The organism is Sinimarinibacterium arenosum (assembly GCF_005047655.1).
GTDB lineage: Bacteria > Pseudomonadota > Gammaproteobacteria > Nevskiales > Nevskiaceae > Solimonas.
The window spans coordinates 1-23,820 of record NZ_SUKF01000010.1 but is presented as its reverse complement, the minus strand read 5'-3'; the positions used below and the strand labels follow the sequence as shown (position 1 = coordinate 23,820).

Genomic DNA, 23,820 nt, shown 5'->3' with positions numbered 1-23,820 from the left:
GGTGCAGTCCAGGGATCGTGGCCTCACAAGTGGACTGTGCGGCGCTGGGGGAGTGCGGGAATGACCGATAGCATTCTCAAAGCCTCCGGTCTGTCCAAGACGTTCGATGACGGACGCCTGCATCTGGATGTGCTGAAGGCCATCAACCTCGAAGTTGCCGCGGGCGAACGTGTCGCCATCGTTGGTGCCAGTGGCAGCGGAAAATCGACCCTGCTGCATTGCCTCGGCGGCCTTGAAACGCCCACCGCCGGCGAAGTCTGGGTCGCCGGCCAACGCATGTCGGCGCTGTCGGATGCGGAGCGTGGACGCTTGCGCAACCGCGCGCTGGGCTTTGTCTACCAGTTTCATCATCTGCTGCCAGAATTCAGCGCGCTCGAAAATGTGGCGCTGCCGCTGCTGATCCGCCGCGATCCCGAGCGCGACGCCTATGCGCGTGCGCGCGATGTGCTGGAACGCGTGGGCCTGGGCGAACGCCTGCAGCACAAGCCGGGTGAGTTGTCCGGCGGTGAACGCCAGCGTGCCGCGGTGGCGCGTGCATTGGTGACGCAGCCGGCCTGCGTGTTGGCCGATGAGCCGACCGGCAATCTGGATGCGCGCACGGCCGAGCGCGTGTTCGACCTGATGGTGTCGCTGAATCAGGAGTTCGGTACCAGTCTTGTCGTGGTGACGCACGACTTGAATCTGGCACGACGCATGGATCGCGTCTTGACCTTGGACGCCTCCGGGCTTAATACACCTCTCGAATAGATAACAACGCGCGCCGCTCATTGTGGTCGGACGTGTGTGGGAGGGGTGGCGGGTGTGGGACTCGATTCAGCGTGTCCTGAAGCCGCGCGCCGCGGTGGACCCGCTGCATATGGTGCCGGGCTTCACTGTCGGTGTGCTGTGTGTGCATGCCCTGCCGGAGCTGCCGACGCTGCTGCTCCTGTGCATTGCCGCCGTCTCGACTTTGCTGCCGTGGCGCGGCCGTGCGCTATGGGGCGCCCTGGTGCTCGGGCTGCTGCTGACCACCTGGCAGGCGCAGCGTTATCTGGATCAGCGCTGGCCCGCCCGGCGGCACGGCGAAACGGTCGAGCTTCGCGGCGTGATCTCGTCGCTGCCGGAGCGACGGCAACACGCGGATGAGGAGTTGCCCACGTGGCGCTTCTTGTTTACTCCGGATGCAGGCGCGGTCGGAAACGACTTTCCTCGCCGCATCCGCGTCAGCTGGTATCGCAGCGAGGCCGAGCCGAGCGGGGCGCAGTGCTGGGTGTTGCGTCTGCGCATGCGCAGTCCCCATGGCTCGCTCAATCCCGGCGGATTCGACTACGAAGCGTGGTTGCTGCGCGAGGGTATCGGCGCGACCGCCAGCGTGGTCGAGGGCAGGCCGTGCACGGAAGTCCATCGGGATGTGGTACTGAGTCTGCGCCAGAGTGTGGTCGATCGCGTCCATGCGGTGCTGGGTCGCGGAACGCCGGCAGCGCTGATTCTGGCGCTGAGCGTGGGCGACACGTCGGATTTGCGTGATGCTGACTGGGATCGCTACCGACTCACCGGCACCACGCATCTGATCGCGATCTCGGGCTTCAATCTGGCCATCGTCGGCGGTTTCGCCTTCCTGTTGCTGCGCTGGACCTGGTCGCTGTGGCCGCGCCTGTGTCTTGTTGTCCCGGCGCAGCGGGTCGGTCTGGTGGGTTCGGCGATGGTGGCAACGGTATACGCATTGCTCGCCGGTTTTGAGCCGCCGGTGACACGCGCACTGATCATGCTGCTCGTCCTGGTGGCGGCCTCGCTGCTGGCGAGACGCAGCCGTCCGCTGCGTTCGCTGGGCTACGCCTGGGCACTGATCCTGATGCTCGACCCGATGGCGGTGTTGAGTCCCGGCTTATGGCTGTCCTTTGGTGCCGTCACCGCGATTTTCTATGTCACTTTGGGGCGTTGGCGTGCCATGCCGGCGTGGCGGACCGTTCTGGTCGTACAGTTGTTTCTCAGCCTGATGCTGATGCCGCTGACGGTGTATTTCTTCGGCGGCCTCGCATGGCTGTCACCGCTCGCGAATCTGATGGCGGTGCCGGTATTTACCGTGCTGACGCCGGTGGTTCTGATCGCAACGCTACTGGCGATGGGTTCGACCACGGTAGGGCCCCTGTCCCTGCAGCTCAGCGCCTGGGCGCTGGACCGGGTTGATGTGGCACTGCAATGGGCTGCGCAGATAGCGCCGCAGGCCTGGATTCCTGCCGGTGCCGATGTTGCGACCCTCGCGCTGGCCTGCATCGGCGCGATCCTGGCGTTTGCGCCGCGAGGCCTGCCGCTGCGGCATCTGGCTCTGATCGGATTGCTGCCGCTGGCGTGGCCGCAGACACAGGAGGTCGAACGCCTGCAGCTGACGGTACTGGATGTGGGGCAGGGGCTGGCCGTCGTGGTGCGGACCGCGAATCACACACTGCTGTTCGATGCCGGCCCTGCGTGGGACGAAGGTTTCGATGCCGGGCGCTCTGTGGTGGTGCCGTATCTGCTACAGCAAGGCGTGCGTCGGATCGATCGCCTGCTGTTGTCGCACGGCGACAATGACCATGCCGGCGGCGTCGCAGCGGTTCGATCACTGCTTGATGTCGGCGACGAGATCGGTACGGATCAGGGGCGGCCCTGCCTTGAGGGTGAAGCCTGGACCTGGGATGGCGTGCAATTCGAGCTGCTGCATCCGGACGGTGGTGCGTGGTCCGATAACAATGGTTCCTGCGTGCTGCATATCGATGGCGTATTCGATGTGCTGTTGCCAGGAGACATCGAGCACGGTGCCGAGAAGCAGCTGCTACGAGCGCATCCGCAGCAGCTGCATGCCGATGTGCTGATTGCCCCGCATCATGGCAGCCGCACGTCGTCGACACGGGCCTTCGTCGCTGCGGTGCAGCCTCAGTGGGTCGTGTTCCCCGCCGGATGGCGCAGCCGCTACGGTCACCCCAAGCCGGAGGTCGTGGCGCGCTACCGCGAGCGTGGGGCGGTGCTGTTCACGACCGGAGTTGAGGGCGCGATCACAATCACCATGGGGCCGGACGGTGAGCCGGTGGCCGAGGCATGGCGCCGCCAACATCGACATTGGTGGAACACCGCGGCCGAGCCTTGAAAGCAGTTTATCGCTTCCGCAGCGCCGCTCAGGCGCTAGCCTGGAAACCGGAAACTACAAACTGGAAACTGCTGCTACAGCTTGGTCGGATTCGGCGCGTCGCCGTAGATTTCCTTCGGATCGAAGGTCTTCTCGGCTTCCTCGAATGCCAGTTCGCGCACGTCCGGTCCTGTGCCAACCGGCACCGAACGGTAGAAGCACGAGCGGAAGCCGACGTGGCAGCTGGCGTCGCCGACGACGTCCACACGCAGCCAGATTGCATCCTGGTCGTCGTCGACGCGCAGTTCGACCACTTTCTGCACCAGGCCGCTGGTCGCGCCCTTGTGCCACAGCACCTGACGTGAACGGGACCAGTAGTGTGCTTCACCGGTGGCGATGGTGCGCTTGAGCGCTTCGGCATTCATGTAGCCGAGCATCAACACCTCACCGGACTGCGCGGCGGTCGTGACACAGGGGATCAGACCTTCTTCGTCGAATTTCGGGGCAAGTTCCTTGCCTTCCTCGACCTGCTCGATGCTGACCCGGGGGAAAAAGTGAATGTCTGCGGCCATGGGGGATGCGCTGGGCTGCAAAAAATGGGGCGCTTTTATACCACAAATGCCTGATTCGGCTCTCGGCCGGCAGGCTCCTGCGCAGGAGCGCTCATCGCTGGCGTTGGCGCTCGGCGTCGACGTCACGCTGGGTCTGTCGTTCCGGACGCTCCCGGCGTTCTGTGCCCGGTTTCGGCGCGACGTCGCGCTCCGGATCGCGTTCCCGTATGACCCGTCCGGGTGTCGGGCGCGGTGTGGGCTGTGGCGCGGTCCGCGGCGGCGGCGTGATGCTCTGCCGTTGCTGGCGCGGCGGATTATTGTCGATGCGATGGTCGGTCCGTGGCGGCGGCTGGTTCGACTGATTGCTGCCCGGCCGGGGTTTCACGATGGGTTGCGCGATGCCCGCCCAGCCGCCATTTGCCGGTGGCCGGTTCGTTGGTGGGCGTGAGCCGTGATTGCCATCATGGTCGTTGTCGTGGTCATGACCTTCGCCAGGGCGATAAACATGACCGGGCGGTGGGCGTCGATGATCGTTGCGGTGGTCATCGTCCCAACCGTAGCCGTACCACGGCGACGGGCGCGAATAAAGATAGGGTGCGCCAGAATAGTTGTAGTAGTTGTAGCTGGAATAGCCGTAGGGTCGGTAACCGTACGGATACTGGTCGTAGTACGACCAATGGTTGTCGTTGTAGACGGGGTAGCCGTAACTCTGTCCATAGACCGCGCCGCCGTAGACTTCTCCGGGGCCATAGACTGGATAGCCGACGCAGCCTGTCAGGCTCAGCGCGCCGCCGAGGATCAGCAGAACAGATGCGGTTTTCCGACTCATGCCCGACAGTCTGCACCGCTGCAGCTGAATCCGGCGTGAATGGAAAGACTTACCCGCGTTGTTCCGCAACCGCGCCTTTCATCACCCCTTCGTACGCCCGGACCTGCACCGTGCGGCCTGGGCGCAGCGGCGCCAGCAGCCGTGCCAGGTGCTCGGCGATGCGTTCGACCGTGGTATCGCCGTCGAACAGGTCGACGTGGGATTCGGGCAGCGCCAGTTGGTAGTGGCCCTGGGGGGCGGTGTAGGCAAATCGCATGCGGCCATTGCCGCGCGCGACAAGATCCTCGCGACTGCCGAGATAAACATCGAGCCAGCCGCTGGCGACGCGCATTTCCAGTGCGGCGTCGCGTTCGCCGTCGACACGGATTTCGATCTTGGAACGATGTCCATGGGCAATACGCTGGCACGCTCCGGCATGTTTCTTCAGGCCGTGCGCGTAGTGATAGTAGGCGCCTGGAATGACTTCGGTGCGCAGTTGCAGATTGACCGCGCGCACGCTCTCCGGCAGCTGCGCATGCAACAGCGGGCGCAGATGGGCGCAAACCGCCTCGGCGTCGATTTCGTCGGTATCGATCAGGGTGACCGAAGCGGCAGGTGAGATGTGCTCGATCGCGCCCAGATCCGAGCGGAACAGCAGGTGCAGGCTGTCATCGCCGTTCTGCACCATCAATTCGGTGGCCTGCGCCGGCACCAGAAGGCTGTGGTCGACGCTCTGGTCGATCAGCTGCTTGCAGCGTTTCTTGACCTCGCCGAAGTCCAGCACCATCGATTGGTCGTCGAGGTCGCCATCCAGCTCGATGTCGACGATCCAGCTTTCACCGACCAAGCCGCGGGCCGCGTCGAGGAAGGCGCAGTCAATGACAGTCAGCTGTTCGACAAACAGACGGGACATAAATGAAGGGTTTGCTCGGCGGGGGTGCGGGGGCAGGGCGCCGATAGTCTAAAATGTGCGGCTTCCAAAGCGCGCGCTGCGGATCGGGAGGCCCGGAACGAGAATTCTAGGCTGGTCTTCCCGCCGCTTCCAGGCGTGCCCATGCACGAACTACCCAGAAAATGACCGCCAGTTCTTCGATTACCACGCGTTTTGCGCCCAGCCCGACCGGCTTTCTTCACATTGGCGGTGCGCGCACTGCGCTGTTTTCCTACCTTTATGCCAAGCGCCACGGCGGCAAATTTCTGCTGCGGATCGAGGATACCGATATCGAGCGCTCGACCCAGGAAGCGGTCGACGCGATCTTCGAGGGCATGGACTGGCTGGGCCTGAAGTCCGATTTCGAACCGATCTACCAGACCCAGCGTTTCGACCGCTACAAGACCGTGATTGCGCAGATGCTCGAAGCCGGCACGGCGTATCACTGCTATTGCACGCGCGACGAGCTGGACCAGATGCGCAACGAACAGATGGCGCGCAAGGAGAAGCCGCGCTACGACGGTCGCTGGCGCCCGGAACCCGGCAAGACCCTGCCGCCGCCGCCGGACGGCGTGCCGCCGGTGGTGCGCTTCCGCAATCCAGCGGAGGGTCAGGTCGTAATCGATGACCTGATCAAGGGCCAGATCGTGTTCGACAACCGTGAACTCGACGATCTCATCATTGCACGCGCAGACGGCACGCCGACCTACAACTTCTGCGTTGTCATTGACGACTGGGACATGGGCATCACCCAGGTCATTCGTGGTGACGACCACGTCAACAATACGCCGCGTCAGATCAACATCTTCAAGGCGCTGGGTGCGCCGACGCCGCAGTATGCGCATGTATCGATGATCCTTGGCTCTGACGGATCCAAACTGTCGAAGCGCCACGGTGCGCTCGGCGTGATGGAATATCGCGCGATGGGCTTCCTCCCCGAGGCGATGCTGAATTATCTGGTGCGTCTGGGCTGGTCGCATGGCGACCAGGAGTTGTTCACGCGCGAGGAAATGATCAATCTGTTCGATTTCCGCAATGTGTCCAGTTCGGCTTCGCGCTTCGACATGGAGAAGGCGTACTGGGTCAATCACCAGTATCTGAAGACAGCGGATGTAGCGGTAGTCGCGCCCGAATTCGAGTGGCATCTGCGCCGCATGGGGCTCGATCTCGCGAACGGCCCCAGGATCGAAGACGTCATTCTGGCGCAGCGCGAGCGGTGCAGGACCTTGCTGGAAATGGCGGAGAAATCGCACTTCCTCTACGACGAGCTGAGCGGCTACAACGAGAAGGACGCCGCCAAGCATCTCACTGCGGACGCGGCAGAGATCCTGGACGCCTTGGTGGAAGCGCTGTCGTCACTGCTGGAGTGGACGCCGGAGGCGGTACACCAGGCGGTGCATGGCGTCGCCGAAGCGCGCCAGCTGGGTCTCGGCAAGGTTGCCCAGCCCATCCGTGTTGCCGTGGTCGGCATGGCGGTGTCGCCGCCGATCGATCAGACCCTGGTGCTGTTGGGACGAACGCGAACGCTCGAGCGGCTGACGGCCGCCGCAGCGTATATCCGCAATCGATCCTGAACGACACCAACATCAGAAGAATTCATCATGGCAATTGAAATCACTTTCCCCGACGGCAACGTCAAGGCCTTCGACGCGCCGGTGACCGGTATGGACATCGCTCGCGGCATTTCTCCCGGGCTGGCCAAGAAGGCCGCTGTCATTACGGTAGACGGCGAGCAGTGGGATCTGAGCCGGCCGATCGACCGCAACGCGGCGATCAGCATCATCACCCGCGACAAGCCCGAAGCGCTGGAAGTCATCCGCCACGACGCCGCGCATGTTCTGGCGCAGGCGGTACAGGAGCTGTTTCCGGGCACCCAGATCACCTTCGGGCCGGCGACCGACGTCGGGTTCTATTACGACTTCGCCCGTGATACGCCATTTACCGAGGCGGATCTTGAGGCGATCGAGCAGCGTATGCGGGACATCGTCAAGCGCGATCTGCCCATTACCCGCGAGGTCTGGGCGCGTGAGGCCGCAATCGCGCACTTTGAAGCGCAGGGCGAATCGTTCAAGGCCGAATGGATTCGCGAAGGCATCGGCGCCGACGAAGAACTGACGATCTACAAGCAGGGCGACAACTGGCTCGACATGTGCCTGGGTCCGCATCTGCCGTCCACCGGCAAGCTCGGCAGCGCGTTCAAGCTGATCCGAGTCGGCGGTGTGTACTGGCGCGGCGATGCAAACAACGCGCAGCTGCAGCGTATCTACGGCGTGTGCTTCGCGAACGACGACGAGCTCAAGGCCTATCTGAAGCAGGTCGAGGAGGCGGAGAAGCGCGACCACCGCAAGCTGGCCAAGCAGCTCGACCTGTTTCATCAGCAGGAAGAGGCGCCGGGTATGGTGTTCTGGCACCCCAAGGGTTGGGCGATCTGGCAGGCCGTCGAGCAGTATGTTCGCGGCGTGTACCGCGACAGCGGCTACCAGGAAGTCCGTGGCCCCCAGATCATGGACGTCAGCTTGTGGAAGAAGTCCGGTCACTGGGACAACTATCACGAGAACATGTTCTTCACCGAATCGGAAAAGCGCACCTACGCGGTCAAGCCGATGAACTGCCCGGGCCACGTGCAGATCTACAACGCCGGCCTGCACAGCTACCGCGACTTGCCGATCCGCTACGCCGAGTTTGGCGGCTGCCACCGCAACGAGCCCAGCGGCGCGCTGCACGGCATCATGCGCGTGCGTGCGTTCACCCAGGATGACGGCCACATTTTCTGCACCGAAGCCCAGGTTGAATCCGAGGTGACCGCATTCCATCGGCAGGCGATGAAGGTCTACGAGGACTTCGGCTTCACCGATCTGTCGATCAAGATCGCGCTGCGTCCCGACAAGCGTCTGGGCTCCGATGCGGTGTGGGACCGTGCCGAGAGCGCCCTGCGCGCGGCGCTACGCGCCGCCGGTGTCGAGTGGACCGAGCTACCCGGCGAGGGTGCGTTCTATGGTCCGAAGATCGAATACCACCTGAAGGACTCGATTGGCCGAGCCTGGCAGGTCGGCACGATGCAGGTCGACTTCATGATGCCGGAGCGCCTCGGCGCCGAATACGTTGACGAACAGTCGCAGCGCCAGCATCCGGTCATGCTGCACCGTGCGATCGTCGGCTCAATGGAACGTTTCATTGGCATCCTGATCGAGCACCATGCCGGCAGCCTGCCGTACTGGCTGTCACCGGTGCAGGCGGTTGTGGCCCCGATCGTGTCGGACGCCGACGGCTATGCCGGTGAGGTGACTCAGGCGCTGCGCCAGGCCGGCGTGCGCGTGCAGAGCGACCTTCGCAACGAGAAGATCAACTACAAGATTCGTGAGCACGCGACGCAGAAGGTGCCGGTGATCGTCGTTGTCGGGCGCAAGGAAGCCGAGGAGCGCACGGTGACCTTGCGTCTGCGCGGCACCGAACAGCAGGAAACGCTGCCGCTGGCGGACGCCGTTCGACGCCTGGTTGACGGCGTCTGACCCGGCGCTCGCTCCCGGACTGCCGGGGGTGCGATGATGCGGTGACCTGTGTTCCACAAGGCGCCGCATGAACGCTGACGACAACGGTTCCGCTCAGCCGGTGCAGGCTTCAATCGATCCGCGTTGGTATCGCGATCTGGTGGAGTCTGCGCCGGATGGCATGGTGCTGATCGACGCCGAGGGGCGGATCGTGCTGGTCAACGCGCAGGCCGAGCGCTTGTTCGGCTACAGCCGGCACGAGCTGATTGGTCTGGCGGTTGAACAGCTGGTCCCCGACAAGTATCGCAGCGGGCACCTGATGCGGCGTGAAGGCTTCTTTGCCGAGCCGCGTGCGCGGGAAATGGGGGTTGGCGTCGAACTGCCGGGCCGGCGCAAGGACGGTACCGAATTTCCGGTCGAGATCAGCCTGAGTCCGATCCGGACCGATCGTGGGCTGTTCGTGATGGCGGCAATCCGCAATGCCTCGGATCGCAAGCGCGCGAATGACAAGTTCCGTGCGTTGCTGGAGACGGCTCCGGACGCCATCGTCATCATCGACGACAAAGGGGTGATTCGCCTGGTCAACGCGCAGACCGAGCGCCTGTTCGGCTATCACCGTGATTCGCTGATCGGCAAGCCGATCGAGGTACTGATCCCCGAGCGCCTGCGTGCACGGCATATCGATCACCGTGTTGGCTATTTCGATACGCCTAAGGTGCGTGAGATGGGCGCCGGCCAGGAGCTGCTGGGTCGGCGCAAGGACAGCAGCGAATTCCCCGTCGAGATCAGCCTCAGTCCGCTCGACACCGAGGAGGGGACGTGGGCCACCGCTGCCGTGCGCGATGTGTCCGATCGCAAGCGTGAACGCGATGCGGCCACGCGGCTTGCGGCCATCGTCGAATCGTCCAATGACGCGATCCTGGGCAAGGACATCAATGGACGCATTACCAGCTGGAACAAGGCCGCCGAGCTGATGTACGGCTATGCGGCCGAGGAGATCATCGGCCAGCCGGTGGAGCTGCTGTGTCCGCCCGAGCGCCAGGGCGAGGAAATGGAGATCCTCGAGCGTGTGCGGCGTGGCGAGCAGATCAAGCACTACGAAACTGAACGCATCAATAAATCCGGACGCCGGGTCGAGATGTCATTGACGATTTCGCCGATCCGCGATGCCCAGGGCCGCATCGTCGGTGCGTCGACCATTGGTCGTGACATCAGCGAGTACAAAAAGGCCGAGAGCAAGTTCCGCGACCTGCTGGAGACGGCTCCGGATGCGATGGTGATCATTGATACACGGGGAAGGATTGCGCTGGTCAACGCGCGTGCCGAGCGGGTGTTCGGGTTCAGTCGCGACGAAATGATCGGGCAACCGATCGAGACCCTGATTCCGGAACGTCTGCGCGAGCAACACGAGGCACATCGCAACCGCTTCATTGGCGATCCGCGCCAGAGACCGATGGGGACCGGGCTGGATCTGTGGGCGCGACGCAAGGATGGCAGCGAATTCCCGGTTGAGATCAGTCTGGGGCCATTGCAGACCTCGGAAGGTTCGCTGGTGACCGCAGCGGTACGCGATATCACCGAGCGCAAGGCGTTCGAGCAGCAGCTTGCCGACTACGCGGAAAGCCTGAAACGCAGCAACCGCGAACTGGAGCAGTTCGCCTATGTCGCTTCGCATGATCTGCGTGCGCCTCTGCGCAGTCTGTCCGGCTTTTCGCAGCTGCTGCAGAAACGTTACGGCGACCAGCTCGATGCACAGGCCGCGGAATTTCTCAGCTATATCACGCAGAGCGCCGAGCACATGCAGGCCTTGATCGACGATCTGCTGGCGTTCTCACGCGTCAGTACCGTCGACAAGTCGATGTCCGATGTCGATTGTGAGGCAGTGCTGGCACAGGTCGAGCGCCAGCTGCGCGCACAGATCGAATCGCGCGGGGCGCGCATCACTCACGATCCGCTGCCACGCGTCACCGGTATCGAGCATGAATTGGTGCAGCTGATGCAGAATCTGGTGTCCAACGGCATCAAGTTCCAGCCGGGAGAGCACCCGCATGTCCATGTCAGCGCCCAGCGGCTGGGTGAGTTCTGGCAATTTTCGGTGCGCGACAATGGCATCGGTCTGGCACCGGAATACCGCGAGAAGATCTTCCTAATATTCCAGCGACTGCACACCAGTGAGGAATACGAGGGCACCGGGGTTGGTTTGGCGATCTGCAAGAAGATCGTAGAGCATCACGGTGGCAATATCTGGGTGGAGTCGGAGCCGGGCAAAGGCGCGACCTTCTTCTTTACGCTGAAATCCATCTGACCCGAATTCAGTTCAGTCAATCTTATGAATGCAAGAGTGGTTTTTGCCGCGCTGTGTTGTGCCTGGGGTTTCTGGGCGTCGTCGGCGCAGGCCGAGGACTTAGCGCAATCGTCGTTGCAGATGGCAGGGCAATGGACACAGGGCGGCGTGATCGTCGGGCAGGCCATGCCGGGGACGGCAGTCTGGCTTGATGGCAAGGCGCTGAGGCTGACGGACGACGGGCGTTTCGTGCTCGGTCTGGATCGCGATGCGCCGGCGAGCGTCGAGCTCAAGGTGCAGCTTCCGGGCGCGGCGCCGACGATCCTAAAGCAGGCGGTCTCCCCGCGCGACTACCAGATTCAGCGCATCGATGGCTTGCCGCAGAACATGGTGAGCCCCCCGGCCAAGGTGCTGCAGCGGATCCGCGAGGATCAGAAGCTGGTGGCCGCCGCGCGTGCGCGCGATACCGATATCGACGCTTTTTCCGAGGCGTTTCTCTGGCCGTGCCAGGGGCGCATCTCCGGCGTGTTCGGTTCGCAGCGCATCCTCAACGGCCAGCCCAAGCAGCCGCACTATGGCGTCGATGTGGCGGTTCCGGTGGGGACCAAGGTATATGCACCCGCTGGCGGCATCGTCAGCCTGGCGCATCCGGATATGTACTACACCGGCGCGACGCTGATGATCGATCATGGACATGGCCTGTCTTCGGCCCTCCTGCATCTGTCGAAGCTGCTGGTCAGTGTCGGGCAGGAGGTCAAGCAGGGCGATCTGATCGCGCTGTCGGGCGTCAGCGGCCGGGCCACCGGACCGCACCTGGACTGGCGCGTGAACTGGTTCGATGCGCGGGTCGATGCCGCGCTGCTGGTCCCGCCGATGACGTCCGCTCAGGCGCAGTAAATCCTGCGAATTCCGCCCGAACCTTGCTCGGGCGGGGCGGCAAATTGCTGGCATCTATTGTAATGCGAATTATTCTCATATAGGATTAATTCGCTTCCAGGCAGTCTTCACTCCCGGCCCACCCAGAAGCGCATCGCAGCACGCGCGCTGGGGACGGTGTCGCGTGCGCGCTTCCAACGATTCGCGCAACAGAGAGCCTGCCACTATGGAATTCCGCTTGAGCCGTATTGCGGCCGCGATGTTTGCGGCCTATGCCTTGCCTGCCGTCGCCCAGCAGACGTCCGCGACGACGACGACCGCCGACACCGCCGCGGCCGCGGCCGCGAAGGATCAAGCCACGCAGCTGCCAGAGATCAAGGTCGAGGCAAACGGCGCCGCGCCGTACAAGGCCGACGCGGTGCAGTCGACGAAATTCACGCAGCCGCTGCGCGACACGCCGCAGACGATCCAGGTCATCACCAGCGACCTGTTCAGCCAGCAGGGGGCCACCACGCTGACCGAGGCGCTGCGCAACAGTCCGGCGGTGGGCACCTTTTACGCCGGTGAAAACGGCAACACCGCGACCGGGGATGCCGTCTACATGCGCGGTTTCGACACCTCCAGCAGCATCTTCGTCGACGGCGTGCGCGATCTGGGCTCGATCTCGCGCGACGTGTTCAACATCGATCAGATCGAGGTCGAGAAGGGGCCGGCCGGCACCGACAACGGCCGCAGCGCGCCGACCGGCGCGATCAATCTGGTCAGCAAGCAGGCGCTCCTGGGCAACGCGGTGTCCGGTTCCGTATCCATCGGCACCGACGGGCAGCAGCGCGCCACGGCCGATTTGAACCAGACGCTGGGCGATCTGGCCGGCAGCGCGTTGCGGCTGAATGTGCTGTGGCAGGACAGCGAAGTGCCCGGTCGTGATCACGTCGAGAACAAGCGCACCGGCATCGCGCCGTCGCTGGGCTTCGGACTGGGTGGCGCCACGCGCGCCTACGTCAATCTGCTCTACGTGCAGCAGGACAACATTCCGGACGGCTTCGTGCCGACGATCGGACTACCCGGCTGGACGCCGCAGCCGGGTCTGGAGCCACTCGCCGGACATCCGGTGGATCCGGAGAATTTCTACGGCACGCGCGACGACCACGACTCCGTCACCGCGCAGATGGCGACGGTGCGGTTCGAACATGATTTTTCAGATGCATTGAAGCTGAGCAACATTGCGCGCTGGGGACAGACCACGCAGGACTATCTGCTGACGGCATTCATGACCACCAGTGCGCTGGACGAGGACGGCAATCCGACCGGCAACGTGCAGTGGACGGATCCTGATGACTTGTCGACCTACACCTTTGCGCGCAGCCTCTCCACGTTCAGGGACCAGCAGAACCGGATTCTGGCGGACCAGCTGAATCTGCGGGTGGACATCGCCACCGGCGGCATTACGCACAACCTCAGCGCCGGCGTCGAGATCACGCGTGAGGAGCAGACCACGCACAGCATCAGCTCCAGTGGCAGCCGGCCTGCAACCAGTCTTTACGATCCGGACTGGAGCCAGGAGGGTGATCTGTCGTGGTCACGCAATGGCGCCGGTGCCGAAGGGCAGACCGATACCATCTCGCTGTACGTGTTCGACACGCTGAAGTTCGGGTCTCAGTTTCTGGTCACCGGGGGCCTGCGTGCGGATCGCTACGAGACCGAATACCGCGGCACCGCAGTCTGTAATGATGGCAGCGGGCGCGGCGCGGTCTCCTGCAACGGCGCGCCGATCGGCACGATTGTCGAAACCATCGACGCCCAGGCCGACGATACGCTGATCAACTGGAAGCTGGGTGCGGTGTACAAGCCGCTGGAAACCGGCAGCTTCTACGCCAACTACGCGATCTCGCAGCAACCGCCGGGCGGCGCGAATTTCCAGCTCAGTACCTCGGCCAGCAACCTCAACAATCCGAACATGGACCCGCAGAAGGCTGAGACCATCGAGGTCGGCACCAAGTGGGATCTGCTGGATGAGGCGCTGACCGTGAATCTGGCGCTGTTCCGCACCAACGTCACCAACGAGATCAACACCCAGGTCACCGACGACGACGGCAATCCGACCCAGACCGGCGAGAAGCGGGTAGAGGGCGTCGAGCTGTCCGCGGTCGGCAGCATCACCGAGAACTGGTCGGTTTCGGCCGGCTACACGCACATGAAGACCAGCGTCGAGGAAGGCGCGACGGTGGCCGTCGACGGCACTTCCAATCTGACCTATACGCCCGACGACGCCTTCACTGGATGGAGCACCTACCGTTTCCCGTTCGGGCTGACCGTCGGCGCCGGCGCGCGCTACTCCGATGGGCTGCATCGCGGCAACGATGGCGCCGTGGGAACGCCGACGACGACTGAGTCGTACACGGTTTACGACGCCGTCGTGTCCTATGCGGCCACCTCGAACGTGGTGTTGCGCGTGAATGGTTACAACCTCTCCGACGAGGAATACGTCGCGTCGATCAACAAGAGCGGCTACCGCTATACGCCGGGCACGCCGCGCACGTTCCTGATCAGCGCGGACTTCCGTTTCTAGCGCCGTCGCGGACGCACCGCTCACTTCGTTCAATGCCAGGAATCTCTCAGCCCATGGACGTCCGATCGCTATTGCGGAATCCACTCAATTGCAGGAACCGTCCGCGTCATCGCGTACGCGGGTTCAGGACAGTGCGTCGCGGAGCTGCCGCATCATGATGCTGCAGATTCCGGGGGTGCTGGGTCAGGATGAGCTGTCCGCGATCCGCAGCGCATTGGACGCGGCCGACTGGACCGATGGTCGCGAGACCGTCGGTGTGCAGGGCGCCCAGGTCAAGCGCAACGAGCAGCTGCCGGATGCCTCACCGCTGAAGGCGGAGCTGGGACGCATCGTGTCGGCAGCGCTGGAGCGCAATCCGCTGTTCTTCGCGGCGGCCTTTCCGCTGCGGGTACTACCGCCGCGGTTCAATCGCTATCAGGGCGGCGGCACTTACGGCTTTCACGTCGATGGTTCGGTGATGCAGATCGGCCGTGCCGCCGGCGGCAGCCTGCATGTGCGCTCGGACGTTTCCTGCACAGTGTTCCTGGCGGAGCCGGACGAATACGACGGCGGCGAGCTGGTGATCGCGGATACCTACGGCGAACACACGGTCAAGCTGCCGGCGGGCGACATGGTGCTGTATCCGTCCAGCAGTCTGCACCAGGTCAATCCGGTGACGCGCGGAGCACGGCTGGCGTCGTTCTTCTGGGTGCAGAGCATGGTGCGCAGCGAGGAACGTCGGCGCCTGCTGTTCGAGATGGACACGTCGATCGAGACACTGCGCCGCAGTGGCGCCGATGCCGCCGCAGTGTTGCGGCTGACCGGCGTCTACCACAACCTGCTGCGCAGCTGGGCGGAAGTCTGAGCGTGAGTGCCGCGGCGATAACACGCATCGACCTGCGCACGCCGCAGGTGATCGACCGGCGGCGCCTGCTGGCGTTTGCCGCGCGGGACGTGGTGCGGCCGCTGGTGGACCAGCCGTTGCAGGTCGCGTTCATCGTGCAGGCTGCTGTCGTCACCCCGGCGACTGCGCCATGACGCCGGCAAGATCGGCCCAGACCGTTGTGGATAGCAGCGCCCGTGCGAATGGTGCGCAGCGACGTGCGGCGTGGTCGAGAACGCTGCGGCAATGGCACGGGATCAGCTCGGCGGTGTGTCTGGCGGCGATGCTGTTGTTCAGCCTGACCGGCATCACGCTGAACCATGCCGCCCAGATTAGCAGCCGTCCGGCGGTGACCACGCTGACGGCAACGCTGCCGGATGCGGTTCTGCGCAGCGTGCGTGCGGCGGCAGACGAGCAGGGCGCGTTGCCGCCGGCGTTGCGGCATTGGATGGACGCGCAATGGTCGCTGCGCATCGGTCTGCGCCCGGCCGAGTGGTCCGACGACGAGGTGTATCTGAGCCTTCCGCGCCCCGGCGGCGATGCCTGGCTCAGTGTGACGCTGGACCACGGCCGCATCGAATACGAGCGCACCGATCGCGGTTGGATCGCCTACTTCAACGACCTGCACAAGGGACGTAACACCGGCGCCGCCTGGGGCTGGTTCATCGATGTGTTTGCGGTGGCCTGTGTGATTTTCTCACTGAGCGGGCTGCTGCTGCTGAAGCTGCATGCGGCGCAGCGGGGCGCGACCTGGCCGATGGTCGGTCTCGGCGTTGTCGCGCCGCTGCTGCTCGCCATCGTGTTCATTCATTAAGAAGGTTTCCTGAGGATTGTCATGCGTTATCTGTCCATGAGCGTTTTGTGGTTCGGTGTACTGGCGGCGGCGCCTGTCGCGGCGCAGCAGTTCGAAGTCGCGGTGCAGATTCCGCAGCTGGAGGTTGCCGAGTATCACCGGCCCTACGTGGCCGCCTGGATCGAGGACAGCGACCGTCAGGTCGCGGCCCATCTGATGGTCTGGTATCAGCAGGATCGCAAGGGCGGCGGCGCAGGCCCGGAAGTCGGCAATGCCGAGCGCGGGACCAAGTGGCTGCCCGATCTGCGCCAGTGGTGGCGCCGTGGCGGACGCGCGCTGGAGATGCCGATGGACGGTGTCAGCGGCGCCACGCGCGCGGTCGGTGACCATCAGGTGCGTTTCGTTCCCGGCGAGGGCGCACTGCCTGCGTTTACCGCGGGCACCTACACCTTGCGCGTCGAGGCGGCGCGCGAGGAAGGCGGTCGCGAACTGCTGGAAATTCCGTTCGCATGGCCGCCGGCCGCTGCGCAGACGCTGACCGCCGAGGGCCACAGTGAGCTGGGAACACTCAGCCTGCGCTTCGCCCCCTGACCCGGAACCCCGTTCCGAATCCAGACTGTTTCAGGAGAACACCATGAAGATTCGTCATCGGGCCGTTGCGGCACTGCCGGCCTTGTTGCTGCCGGTCGCTGCGCTCGCACACAACACCTGGCTGCAGCCGTCCAAGACCGTCCTGAGTACGGGGCAGTGGGTGACCTTCGACGGCGGCGCGTCGACCCAGCCCTTCGTCAAGGACCATGCACCGCTGCGTCTGGACCATCTGCAGATCACGGCGCCGGACGGCACGTCGGCGCAGCCGGAGAACGTTTCCACCGGCACGCTGCGCAGCAGCTTCGATTTGCAGCTGGCCCAGGAAGGCACCTACAGGATCGCCATCGTCATGCAGGGCATGTCAGCGATGTGGGAGGAAGCTCAGCAGCGCCGGCGCTGGCCGGGGCGGGGTGAGGCTTTTACCGCGGAAGGATTCGCCAAGGCGGTGCCGGCCGATGCGCAGAATCTGCGTGTCAGTGAAATGATCCGTCGCCTTGAGACCTACGTGACCGCCGGTCAACCCAACGACACCGCGCTCAAGCCCAGCGGCAAGGGTCTGGAGCTGACACCGGTGACTGCGTTCAATGACCTCTACGCCAACGAGTCGGCGACGTTCCGGCTGGTGCTGGACGGCAAGCCGGCACGCGACCTCGCAGTCGAGGTGATTGCCGACGGCATCCGCTATCGCGACGCCGTACAGCCGATCGAACTGAAGACCGATGCCGACGGTCGCTTAACCATCGCGTGGCCGGGACCGGGCCTGTACTGGGTCAATGCGTCGGTGCAGGACGATCACGCCACGCCGCCGGCGACATCGCGCAGTGCGAGCTACACCGGCGTGTTCGAAGTGCTGTCGCCCTGAGCGATTGCACGGCATCCCCGCTCGGAATGTCACGCGTCCCGGTGTTTTCCGTGCGGTGGGGTCCGATCGGACTGCCAGCGGTTCTGCTGGGGATCGCCGCGCTGGCTGCGGTGACGCAGCCCGAGGCCTGGGTCTGGGACATTCCCGACACCCGCCGGGGAATGGCGGCCGCGCTCGTCGTGCTGCTGTATCTGGGCGCCTGCACGGCAGGGGCCTGGCGCCGTCGCAGCCGAAACGCCGTCGTGGTCCCGGCGGCCGGCATCCGTATCCTCCACGCCAGCCAGACCGGGACCGCGGAACGCATCGCGCTGCGCAGCGCCGATCAGCTGCGGCAGGCCGGCGTGTCGACTGCCTGTGCTGCGCTGGGCGCACTGGATGCTTCGGCACTGGAGACGGGCGGAACCTGCCTGTTCGTCATCAGTACCACCGGCGAGGGCGAGCCGCCAGACAATGCGTTTGCGTTCGAGCGCGGGGCGATGCGCACACGGCCCGATCTTTCGCGACTGCATTACGGCCTGCTGGCGCTGGGCGACCGCGGCTACGCCCGCTATTGCGGCTTTGGCGTCGAATTGGATGTCTGGTTGCGGGATTGCGGCGCGCGGCCGGTGTTCGACCGCATCGAAGTCGATCGGGGCGATCCGCGCGCGCTGCGTCAGTGGCAACAGGCGCTGTCAGCGCTGGGGGGTGTGCCGGCGGCTGCAGACCGGGTGTCACCCCGCTATGACCGATGGCGTCTGCAGGCCCGAGAGCATCTGAATCCTGGAAGTGTCGGCGGAGCGGTGTTCCGGCTCGTGCTGGAGCCTGAAGCGGAGGCGCCGGGCTGGACCCCGGGCGATCTGGTCGAGATCCGTGTGCCGGTGAGTGGCGAGACTGTTCAGCGGACTTACTCAATTGCGTCGACGGCCGATGACGGCCGCATTGAACTCATGGTGCGCCAGGTCCGCCATCCGAACGGGCGAACTGGCACCGGTTCCGGCTGGTTGACCGAGCAGGCGCCGCTGGGCGCCGACATCGCGTTGCGGGTGCGCGAGAATCACGGCTTTCACCCGCCGCCGGCCGACGTGCCGATGATTCTGATCGGAAACGGCACCGGCCTCGCCGGGCTGCGGGCTCATCTGCGCGAAAGGGCGCAGCTTGCGGCGGCGCCGTGCTGGCTACTGTTCGGCGAACGCAGCCGTCGCCACGATTTTCTGTGTCGGAACGAGATCGAGGCATGGTGCGCTGGGGGTGTTCTGGCGCGCGTCGATCTGGCGTTTTCGCGCGACGGCGAGCCCGTGCGCTACGTGCAGGACGCCCTGCGCGCGGCGGCAGACACGCTGCGCGAGTGGATCGCCGGCGGCGCCTGCCTCTATGTCTGCGGCAGCCTGCACGGCATGGCACCTGGCGTCGATGCGGTCTTGCGTGAGGTGCTGGGCGCCGACGCCGTCGACGCGCTGCGGACGCAAGGCCGGTATCGGCGGGATGTGTACTGAATGCCGCGCCGGCACGGGCGAGCAGATGGCCAGGCTCGGCTCAGCCGGGCGGCCACTTCATCGGACGGCCGGCAAGCCCCGGCTCGCGTGCGAGCCGATCAGACAATGGATGCAAATGCAGATTCTTGCCGGTGCAGGCACTCAGCCGGAACGCGGTGAATGACAGTAGCGGCTCAGCCGGGCGGCCACTTCATCGGACGGCCGGCAAGAATATGCAAATGCAGATGAAACACCGACTGTCCGGCGGCGGCGCCGTTGTTGACGACCAGCCGGAACGCGTCGCCATACCCCTCGGCCGCAGCAATCTTGGGTGCGGTCAGCATCAGATGGCCGAGCAAGGCCTGATCGGAAGGTTCGGCGTCGGACAGCTTCACCATCGGCTGGCGCGGGACCAGCAGGATATGGGTCGGCGCGCCGGGGTTGATGTCGCGAAAGGCGACGCACAGCTCGTCCTCGTAGACGATCGTGGCGGGGAGTTCGCGGTCGATGATCTTTTCGAATAGCGTTTTGGACATCGTGGAGCCTTGCGGGGCGGGTTCTGCCGGCAGTGTAGGCGAATTGGTAGCATAGGCGCCCCCGAACCGCCCAGGCGCATGAAGAACAAACACATCGCGGACGATATCCCCGAGGAGGCCATTCTCAAGCCATGGCCCACCTACCGGCGGCTGCTGAACTATTCACTGCCGCACTGGCGGGTGATGTTGCTGGCGTCCCTGGCGACTGCGGGATTCGCAGCGATCGATGCCAGTTTTGCGGCGATGATCAAGCCGCTGCTGGACAAGGCCTTCGTCGAGCAGAACCCGACCTACATCCGCGCGATGCCGCTGATGATCGTCGGCCTGTTCCTGTTGCGTGCGATTAGCATGTTCGCGTCGAGCTATGGCATGGCGTGGGTCGCACGGCGTGTGGTCAAAGACGTGCGCGCCGAGCTGTTCGGCAAGCTGTTGAGCCTGCCGGTGCGTTTCTACGACCGCGTCAGCTCGAGCCAGCTGATTGCGCGGGCGACCTATCACGTCGAGCAGCTGGCGGACGCCTCAAGCACCGTACTGACCAATGTGCTGAAGGACAGCCTGACGATCCTGTTCTACATCCTGCTGATGTTCTGGCTGAACTGGAAGCTGACCACGTTTGCGTTCGTGGTGGTGCCGGTCATCGCCTTGATCATCCGCTACGTCAGCGTGCGCTTCCGCAAGATCAGCGGTCGCATCCAGACCTCGGTCAGTGATGTCACCGAGGCTGTCGACGAAGCGGTGAGCGGTCAGCGCGTGGTCAAGATCTACAACGGCCAAGCGTTCGAGTCCGAGCAATTCAGCCGCGTCAACGAGAGGAATCGCTGGCTCAGCATGAAGATTGTGGCGACGCGATCCGGCAGCGCCGCGGTGATCCAGTTCATCGCCGCGTGGGCGGTGGCGGCGATTGTCTACTTCGCGACGCAGCCGGGCATGATCGAGAACATGACCGCCGGGACCTTCGGCGCGTTCATGCTGGCGATGCTGTCGCTGATGCAGCCGATGAAGAACATGGGCTCGGTCAACGAGCGCCTGCAGCGCGGCATCTCAGCGGCGGCGTCGATCTTTGCCACGCTGGATGAGCCGAGCGAACCGGTTGATGGCAAGCGCACGCTGGAGCGCGCGCAGGGCGCGATCGAGTTCCGCGACGTCAGCTTCAGTTATCGCGACGAGCTGGGTGATGCGCTCAAGCATGTCAGTCTGCAGATCCAGCCAGGGCAGACCATCGCGTTCGTCGGCCGCTCGGGAAGCGGCAAGTCGACACTGCTGTCGCTGCTGCCACGCTTCTACGATGTGAAGCAGGGCGCAATCCTGGTCGACGGTCACGACCTGCGCGATTACCGTCTGGCCGATCTGCGCCGGCAGATTGCGCTGGTTGATCAGCAGGTGCGGCTGTTCAATGTCAGCGTCGCTGACAACATCGCCTATGGCATGGAGCCGCGGCCAGACGATGCAGCGATCATGGATGCCGCGCGCCGCGCGCACGCCTGGGAGTTCATCGAGAAACTGCCGCAGGGCCTGCAGACGCCGATCGGACAGAACGGTGCCGCGTTGTCCGGCGGCCAGCGTCAGCGCCTGGCGATCGCGCGTGCCTTGCTGAAGAACGCCCCGATCCTGATCCTCGACGAGGCAACCTCGGCGCTGGATACCGAATCGGAACGCCTGATCCAGGCGGCGCTGGAGGAACTGGTCGAAGGGCGCACGACGCTGGTGATCGCGCATCGGTTGTCGACGATCCAGGACGCCGATCTGATCGTGGCGATGCAGGATGGTCGGATCGTCGAAAGCGGCAGTCACGCCGAGCTGCTGGCGCAAAACGGTCTTTACGCGGCGCTGCACCGCATGCAGTTCGAAGACGCGGCGTGAGCGAGGCGCTGCTGCGGCGCTGGTACTCAAAGCGTCCGCCTCCGCTGCTGTTGCAGCCGCTGGCGGCGCTGTACGGCGCTATCACGCGCCGGCGTCGTCAGCGATTGTCCGCCGTCGCCGCTCCCTTGGCGGTGCCGGTGATCGTGGTCGGCAACATCTCCGTTGGCGGAACTGGCAAGACGCCGCTGGTGATCTGGCTGGTCGAGCACCTGCGTGAGTGGGGCTGGCGGCCGGGCGTGATCAGTCGCGGCTACGGAGCACGTGCGCCGGTGTATCCGTATCGGGTACGCGCCGACGGCGATGCACGCGCCTGCGGCGATGAGCCTCTGCTGATCGTGCAGCGCACGGGTTGCCCGCTGATGATTGCACCGCAGCGTCGGGACGCCGCGCAGGCGTTGATCGACAGCGGAGAGGTCGACGTGCTGGTCGCGGATGACGGACTGCAGCACTATCGGCTCGCGCGTGATCTGGAGCTTTGCGTTGTCGATGGGGCGCGCGGCCTTGGCAATGGGGCGTTGCTGCCCGCCGGGCCGCTGCGCGAGCCGGCGCAGCGTCTGCATGAAGTGGATTGGGTGGTCGTCAACGGCGGTCTCGAAGCGGATCTGCAAGGCTGGCGTGATCCTGCGCTGCCAGTGGTGCAGATGCAGTTGACCTTGTCCAAGGCAATCAATCTGCAAGGCGGGGACGTTCGGGCGCTGACGGCCTTCGCCGGACAGCGCGTGCATGCGGTGGCCGGCATCGGTCATCCGCCGCGTTTTTTTGAAGCACTGCGCGGGCAGGGGATCGATGTCATCCCGCACGGGTTCCCAGATCACCATGCGTACAGTGCGGACGACCTGGCATTTGGCGACACGTTGCCGGTGTTGATGACGGAAAAGGACGCGGTCAAATGCCGCGGATTCGCGCAAGCGCAGTGGTGGCAGGTGCCGGCTGTGGCGGAGCTGTCCGCCGCGGATACGGCGCGTATGAAACAATCGCTGCAACGACTGAGGAAAGCGTAGTGATCGACAAGCGACTGCTGGACATTCTGGTGTGCCCGGTGACCAAGGCGCCGCTGGAATGGCGCCCGGACCGCAACGAACTGTGGTGCAAGGCCTCGCGCCTGGCGTACCCGGTGCGTGACGGCATTCCGGTCATGCTGGAAGAGGAGGCGCGTCCTCTGACGGATGAGGAGCTGGCGCGGTGATCGCCGTGGAAGCCGCATTCAAGGTGGTGATCCCGGCGCGTCTGGGTTCGACCCGCTTGCCGCGCAAGGTGTTGCTGGATCTTGCGGGTAAACCGGTGGTACGACACGTCTGGGAACTGGCGCGCCGCTCCGGTGCGGAAGAAGTCGTCATCGCCACCGATTCACAGGAAGTCTGCGATGTCTGCAGTGCCTTCGGAGCGGACGTGCGCATGACGTCGGCGCAACACCAATCCGGCACTGATCGGGCCGATGAAGTTGCGCGGATGGCCGGCTGGAATCCGGATGCGATCGTCGTCAATCTGCAGGGTGATGAGCCTTTGATGCCGCCTGCACTGGTGCGTCAGGCCGCCGCGCTGCTGGCGGACGATCCGCAGGCGCAGGTCGCATCGCTATGCCATCCGCTGGAGCGGCTCGACGAGTGGCTCAATCCCAATGTCGTCAAGGTTGTGATGGACCGCCGCGGTTACGCGCTGTATTTCTCGCGCGCGCCGATTCCGTGGCAGCGCGACGGCGCTACGCGCGAGGCGCCGAAGCTGCCGTCGGCGCTCGCCTTCCGCCATATCGGCCTGTATGCCTATCGCGTAGCGTCGCTGGCCGAATTCAGTGCCCTGTCACCGGCACCTTTGGAAGAATGTGAGGCACTGGAACAGCTGCGTGCGCTGACCCATGGGCTGCGCATCCGCATGGGCATTACCGACAACGCTCCGCCACGCGGCATTGATACCGAGGAAGATCTGCGTGCTGCTGCGGCGCACCTGAGCAGCTAGGCTCCCGCTACACCAACGCACTTTTCCCGCGTTTATTTTTATTTCTGGCCTGATTCATCCGGCGCATCATCCAGATGCCGGTGATGGAGAGTGCGAGTGCGGAGAGCCCGACGCAGTTGATGACCCAGGGCCCGAAGCGTCCGAACAGACGTCCGGAGTGGGCATCGATCAACACCTGCTCCAGCGGCATCGACGGTCGCGTGTACGGCAGGATCTGCTTCTGACGCTCGGCCGACAGATCAGCCGGCTCGACCCAGGTGATGGACGCATTGGCCGGCAGCGCCTGCCAGTCCAGACCATCGACGGTGGCAAAGACATCCAGA

General features: G+C 64.5%; 21 protein-coding genes and 1 pseudogene. 17 read left to right on the top strand and 5 right to left on the bottom strand.

Annotated features, from left to right (window positions below; genetic code table 11):
• Window positions 1–60 precede the first annotated feature (60 nt).
• Both lolD and E4T66_RS18770 read left to right on the top strand, forming a co-directional pair.
• The gene (gene lolD, locus E4T66_RS18775) at window positions 61–747 is read left to right on the top strand and encodes a lipoprotein-releasing ABC transporter ATP-binding protein LolD (protein ID WP_136851171.1); all 687 of its coding nucleotides are present in this window, start codon (window positions 61–63) and stop codon (window positions 745–747) included.
• Window positions 748–799: 52 nt separating this feature from the next.
• Window positions 800–3,103: a DNA internalization-related competence protein ComEC/Rec2 gene (locus E4T66_RS18770; RefSeq protein WP_136851169.1), complete on the top strand. Its 2,304-nt coding sequence runs from the start codon at window positions 800–802 to the stop codon at window positions 3,101–3,103.
• A gap of 74 nt (window positions 3,104–3,177) precedes the next feature.
• On the opposite strand, the gene hisI is transcribed toward E4T66_RS18770, so the two are convergent.
• The 3 genes from hisI to E4T66_RS18755 form a co-directional block, all read right to left on the bottom strand.
• On the bottom strand, window positions 3,178–3,654 hold the full coding sequence (gene hisI, locus E4T66_RS18765) for a phosphoribosyl-AMP cyclohydrolase (RefSeq protein ID WP_136851167.1): 477 nt from the start codon (window positions 3,652–3,654) through the stop codon (window positions 3,178–3,180).
• Between the two features lie 91 nt (window positions 3,655–3,745).
• Window positions 3,746–4,462, bottom strand: a complete 717-nt coding sequence (locus E4T66_RS18760) for a hypothetical protein (RefSeq protein ID WP_136851165.1) — start codon at window positions 4,460–4,462, stop codon at window positions 3,746–3,748.
• A gap of 49 nt (window positions 4,463–4,511) precedes the next feature.
• Complete coding sequence (locus E4T66_RS18755; protein ID WP_136851163.1) at window positions 4,512–5,354, bottom strand: 6-carboxytetrahydropterin synthase; 843 nt, start codon at window positions 5,352–5,354, stop codon at window positions 4,512–4,514.
• A gap of 161 nt (window positions 5,355–5,515) precedes the next feature.
• Here E4T66_RS18755 and gltX point away from each other — a divergent pair, with 161 nt between their 5' ends.
• From gltX to E4T66_RS18705, 11 genes are all read left to right on the top strand, one after another.
• Window positions 5,516–6,946, top strand: coding sequence for a glutamate--tRNA ligase (gltX, locus tag E4T66_RS18750; protein ID WP_136851161.1), 1,431 nt, complete (start codon window positions 5,516–5,518; stop codon window positions 6,944–6,946).
• A gap of 27 nt (window positions 6,947–6,973) precedes the next feature.
• Window positions 6,974–8,881, top strand: coding sequence for a threonine--tRNA ligase (gene thrS / locus E4T66_RS18745; RefSeq protein ID WP_136851159.1), 1,908 nt, complete (start codon window positions 6,974–6,976; stop codon window positions 8,879–8,881).
• 67 nt (window positions 8,882–8,948) lie between these two features.
• Entirely contained in the window at window positions 8,949–11,165 is a 2,217-nt protein-coding gene (locus E4T66_RS18740) for a PAS domain-containing sensor histidine kinase (RefSeq protein ID WP_136851157.1), read from the top strand.
• Between the two features lie 24 nt (window positions 11,166–11,189).
• On the top strand, window positions 11,190–12,041 hold the full coding sequence (locus E4T66_RS18735; protein ID WP_136851155.1) for a M23 family metallopeptidase: 852 nt from the start codon (window positions 11,190–11,192) through the stop codon (window positions 12,039–12,041).
• Between the two features lie 205 nt (window positions 12,042–12,246).
• A complete protein-coding gene (locus tag E4T66_RS18730; protein ID WP_136851153.1) occupies window positions 12,247–14,589 on the top strand; it encodes a catecholate siderophore receptor Fiu in 2,343 nt (780 codons plus the stop codon).
• A 154-nt stretch (window positions 14,590–14,743) separates the two neighbouring features.
• Window positions 14,744–15,433 carry a Fe2+-dependent dioxygenase gene (locus tag E4T66_RS18725; RefSeq protein ID WP_136851151.1) on the top strand — a complete coding sequence of 230 codons (690 nt, stop codon included), beginning with the start codon at window positions 14,744–14,746 and terminating at the stop codon, window positions 15,431–15,433.
• Window positions 15,434–15,435: 2 nt separating this feature from the next.
• The gene (locus E4T66_RS21470; protein ID WP_169577717.1) at window positions 15,436–15,606 is read left to right on the top strand and encodes a hypothetical protein; all 171 of its coding nucleotides are present in this window, start codon (window positions 15,436–15,438) and stop codon (window positions 15,604–15,606) included.
• Window positions 15,603–16,265, top strand: a complete 663-nt coding sequence (locus tag E4T66_RS18720; RefSeq protein ID WP_136851149.1) for a PepSY-associated TM helix domain-containing protein — start codon at window positions 15,603–15,605, stop codon at window positions 16,263–16,265. Before E4T66_RS21470 ends, E4T66_RS18720 begins: the two co-directional genes overlap by 4 nt.
• Window positions 16,266–16,286: 21 nt before the next feature.
• Window positions 16,287–16,835 (top strand): DUF2271 domain-containing protein, encoded by a 549-nt coding sequence (locus E4T66_RS18715; protein ID WP_136851147.1) that lies wholly within the window; start codon window positions 16,287–16,289, stop codon window positions 16,833–16,835.
• Window positions 16,836–16,878: 43 nt separating this feature from the next.
• Window positions 16,879–17,697: a DUF4198 domain-containing protein gene (locus tag E4T66_RS18710; protein ID WP_136851145.1), complete on the top strand. Its 819-nt coding sequence runs from the start codon at window positions 16,879–16,881 to the stop codon at window positions 17,695–17,697.
• 50 nt (window positions 17,698–17,747) lie between these two features.
• The gene (locus tag E4T66_RS18705; protein ID WP_211243028.1) at window positions 17,748–19,169 is read left to right on the top strand and encodes a sulfite reductase subunit alpha; all 1,422 of its coding nucleotides are present in this window, start codon (window positions 17,748–17,750) and stop codon (window positions 19,167–19,169) included.
• A gap of 173 nt (window positions 19,170–19,342) precedes the next feature.
• Here E4T66_RS18705 and E4T66_RS18700 read toward each other — a convergent pair whose 3' ends face one another.
• Complete coding sequence (locus E4T66_RS18700) at window positions 19,343–19,684, bottom strand: histidine triad nucleotide-binding protein (protein WP_136851141.1); 342 nt, start codon at window positions 19,682–19,684, stop codon at window positions 19,343–19,345.
• Window positions 19,685–19,762: 78 nt separating this feature from the next.
• Here E4T66_RS18700 and msbA point away from each other — a divergent pair, with 78 nt between their 5' ends.
• Genes msbA through kdsB form a run of 4 tightly spaced genes read left to right on the top strand, consistent with a single transcriptional unit; the run spans window position 19,763 to window position 23,497 of the window.
• Window positions 19,763–21,544: a lipid A export permease/ATP-binding protein MsbA gene (gene msbA, locus E4T66_RS18695; protein ID WP_136851139.1), complete on the top strand. Its 1,782-nt coding sequence runs from the start codon at window positions 19,763–19,765 to the stop codon at window positions 21,542–21,544.
• Window positions 21,541–22,545 (top strand): tetraacyldisaccharide 4'-kinase, encoded by a 1,005-nt coding sequence (gene lpxK, locus E4T66_RS18690; protein ID WP_136851137.1) that lies wholly within the window; start codon window positions 21,541–21,543, stop codon window positions 22,543–22,545. The genes msbA and lpxK overlap by 4 nt, the downstream gene beginning before the upstream one ends.
• A 2-nt stretch (window positions 22,546–22,547) precedes the next feature.
• Window positions 22,548–22,730, top strand: a complete 183-nt coding sequence (locus E4T66_RS18685; RefSeq protein WP_211243037.1) for a Trm112 family protein — start codon at window positions 22,548–22,550, stop codon at window positions 22,728–22,730.
• A gap of 5 nt (window positions 22,731–22,735) precedes the next feature.
• The gene (gene kdsB, locus E4T66_RS18680; RefSeq protein ID WP_136851529.1) at window positions 22,736–23,497 is read left to right on the top strand and encodes a 3-deoxy-manno-octulosonate cytidylyltransferase; all 762 of its coding nucleotides are present in this window, start codon (window positions 22,736–22,738) and stop codon (window positions 23,495–23,497) included.
• 7 nt (window positions 23,498–23,504) lie between these two features.
• Here the strand turns inward: kdsB and E4T66_RS21465 are convergent.
• Window positions 23,505–23,820 (bottom strand): annotated as a pseudogene (locus E4T66_RS21465) (PepSY domain-containing protein); the annotation flags it as partial.

What these genes read in the sequence shown, in the direction of transcription:
- E4T66_RS18720 (WP_136851149.1), top strand. Translation starts at nt 15,603, where the DNA reads ATGACGCCGGCAAGATCGGCCCAGACCGTTGTGGATAGCAGCGCCCGT.
- E4T66_RS18700 (WP_136851141.1), bottom strand. Translation starts at nt 19,684, where the DNA reads ATGTCCAAAACGCTATTCGAAAAGATCATCGACCGCGAACTCCCCGCC.
- E4T66_RS18730 (WP_136851153.1), top strand. Translation starts at nt 12,247, where the DNA reads ATGGAATTCCGCTTGAGCCGTATTGCGGCCGCGATGTTTGCGGCCTAT.
- E4T66_RS18715 (WP_136851147.1), top strand. Translation starts at nt 16,287, where the DNA reads ATGCGTTATCTGTCCATGAGCGTTTTGTGGTTCGGTGTACTGGCGGCG.
- msbA (WP_136851139.1), top strand. Translation starts at nt 19,763, where the DNA reads ATGAAGAACAAACACATCGCGGACGATATCCCCGAGGAGGCCATTCTC.
- E4T66_RS18760 (WP_136851165.1), bottom strand. Translation starts at nt 4,462, where the DNA reads ATGAGTCGGAAAACCGCATCTGTTCTGCTGATCCTCGGCGGCGCGCTG.
- lolD (WP_136851171.1), top strand. Translation starts at nt 61, where the DNA reads ATGACCGATAGCATTCTCAAAGCCTCCGGTCTGTCCAAGACGTTCGAT.
- E4T66_RS18755 (WP_136851163.1), bottom strand. Translation starts at nt 5,354, where the DNA reads ATGTCCCGTCTGTTTGTCGAACAGCTGACTGTCATTGACTGCGCCTTC.
- gltX (WP_136851161.1), top strand. Translation starts at nt 5,516, where the DNA reads ATGACCGCCAGTTCTTCGATTACCACGCGTTTTGCGCCCAGCCCGACC.
- E4T66_RS18710 (WP_136851145.1), top strand. Translation starts at nt 16,879, where the DNA reads ATGAAGATTCGTCATCGGGCCGTTGCGGCACTGCCGGCCTTGTTGCTG.
- E4T66_RS18740 (WP_136851157.1), top strand. Translation starts at nt 8,949, where the DNA reads ATGAACGCTGACGACAACGGTTCCGCTCAGCCGGTGCAGGCTTCAATC.
- thrS (WP_136851159.1), top strand. Translation starts at nt 6,974, where the DNA reads ATGGCAATTGAAATCACTTTCCCCGACGGCAACGTCAAGGCCTTCGAC.
- hisI (WP_136851167.1), bottom strand. Translation starts at nt 3,654, where the DNA reads ATGGCCGCAGACATTCACTTTTTCCCCCGGGTCAGCATCGAGCAGGTC.
- E4T66_RS18725 (WP_136851151.1), top strand. Translation starts at nt 14,744, where the DNA reads ATGATGCTGCAGATTCCGGGGGTGCTGGGTCAGGATGAGCTGTCCGCG.
- E4T66_RS18735 (WP_136851155.1), top strand. Translation starts at nt 11,190, where the DNA reads ATGAATGCAAGAGTGGTTTTTGCCGCGCTGTGTTGTGCCTGGGGTTTC.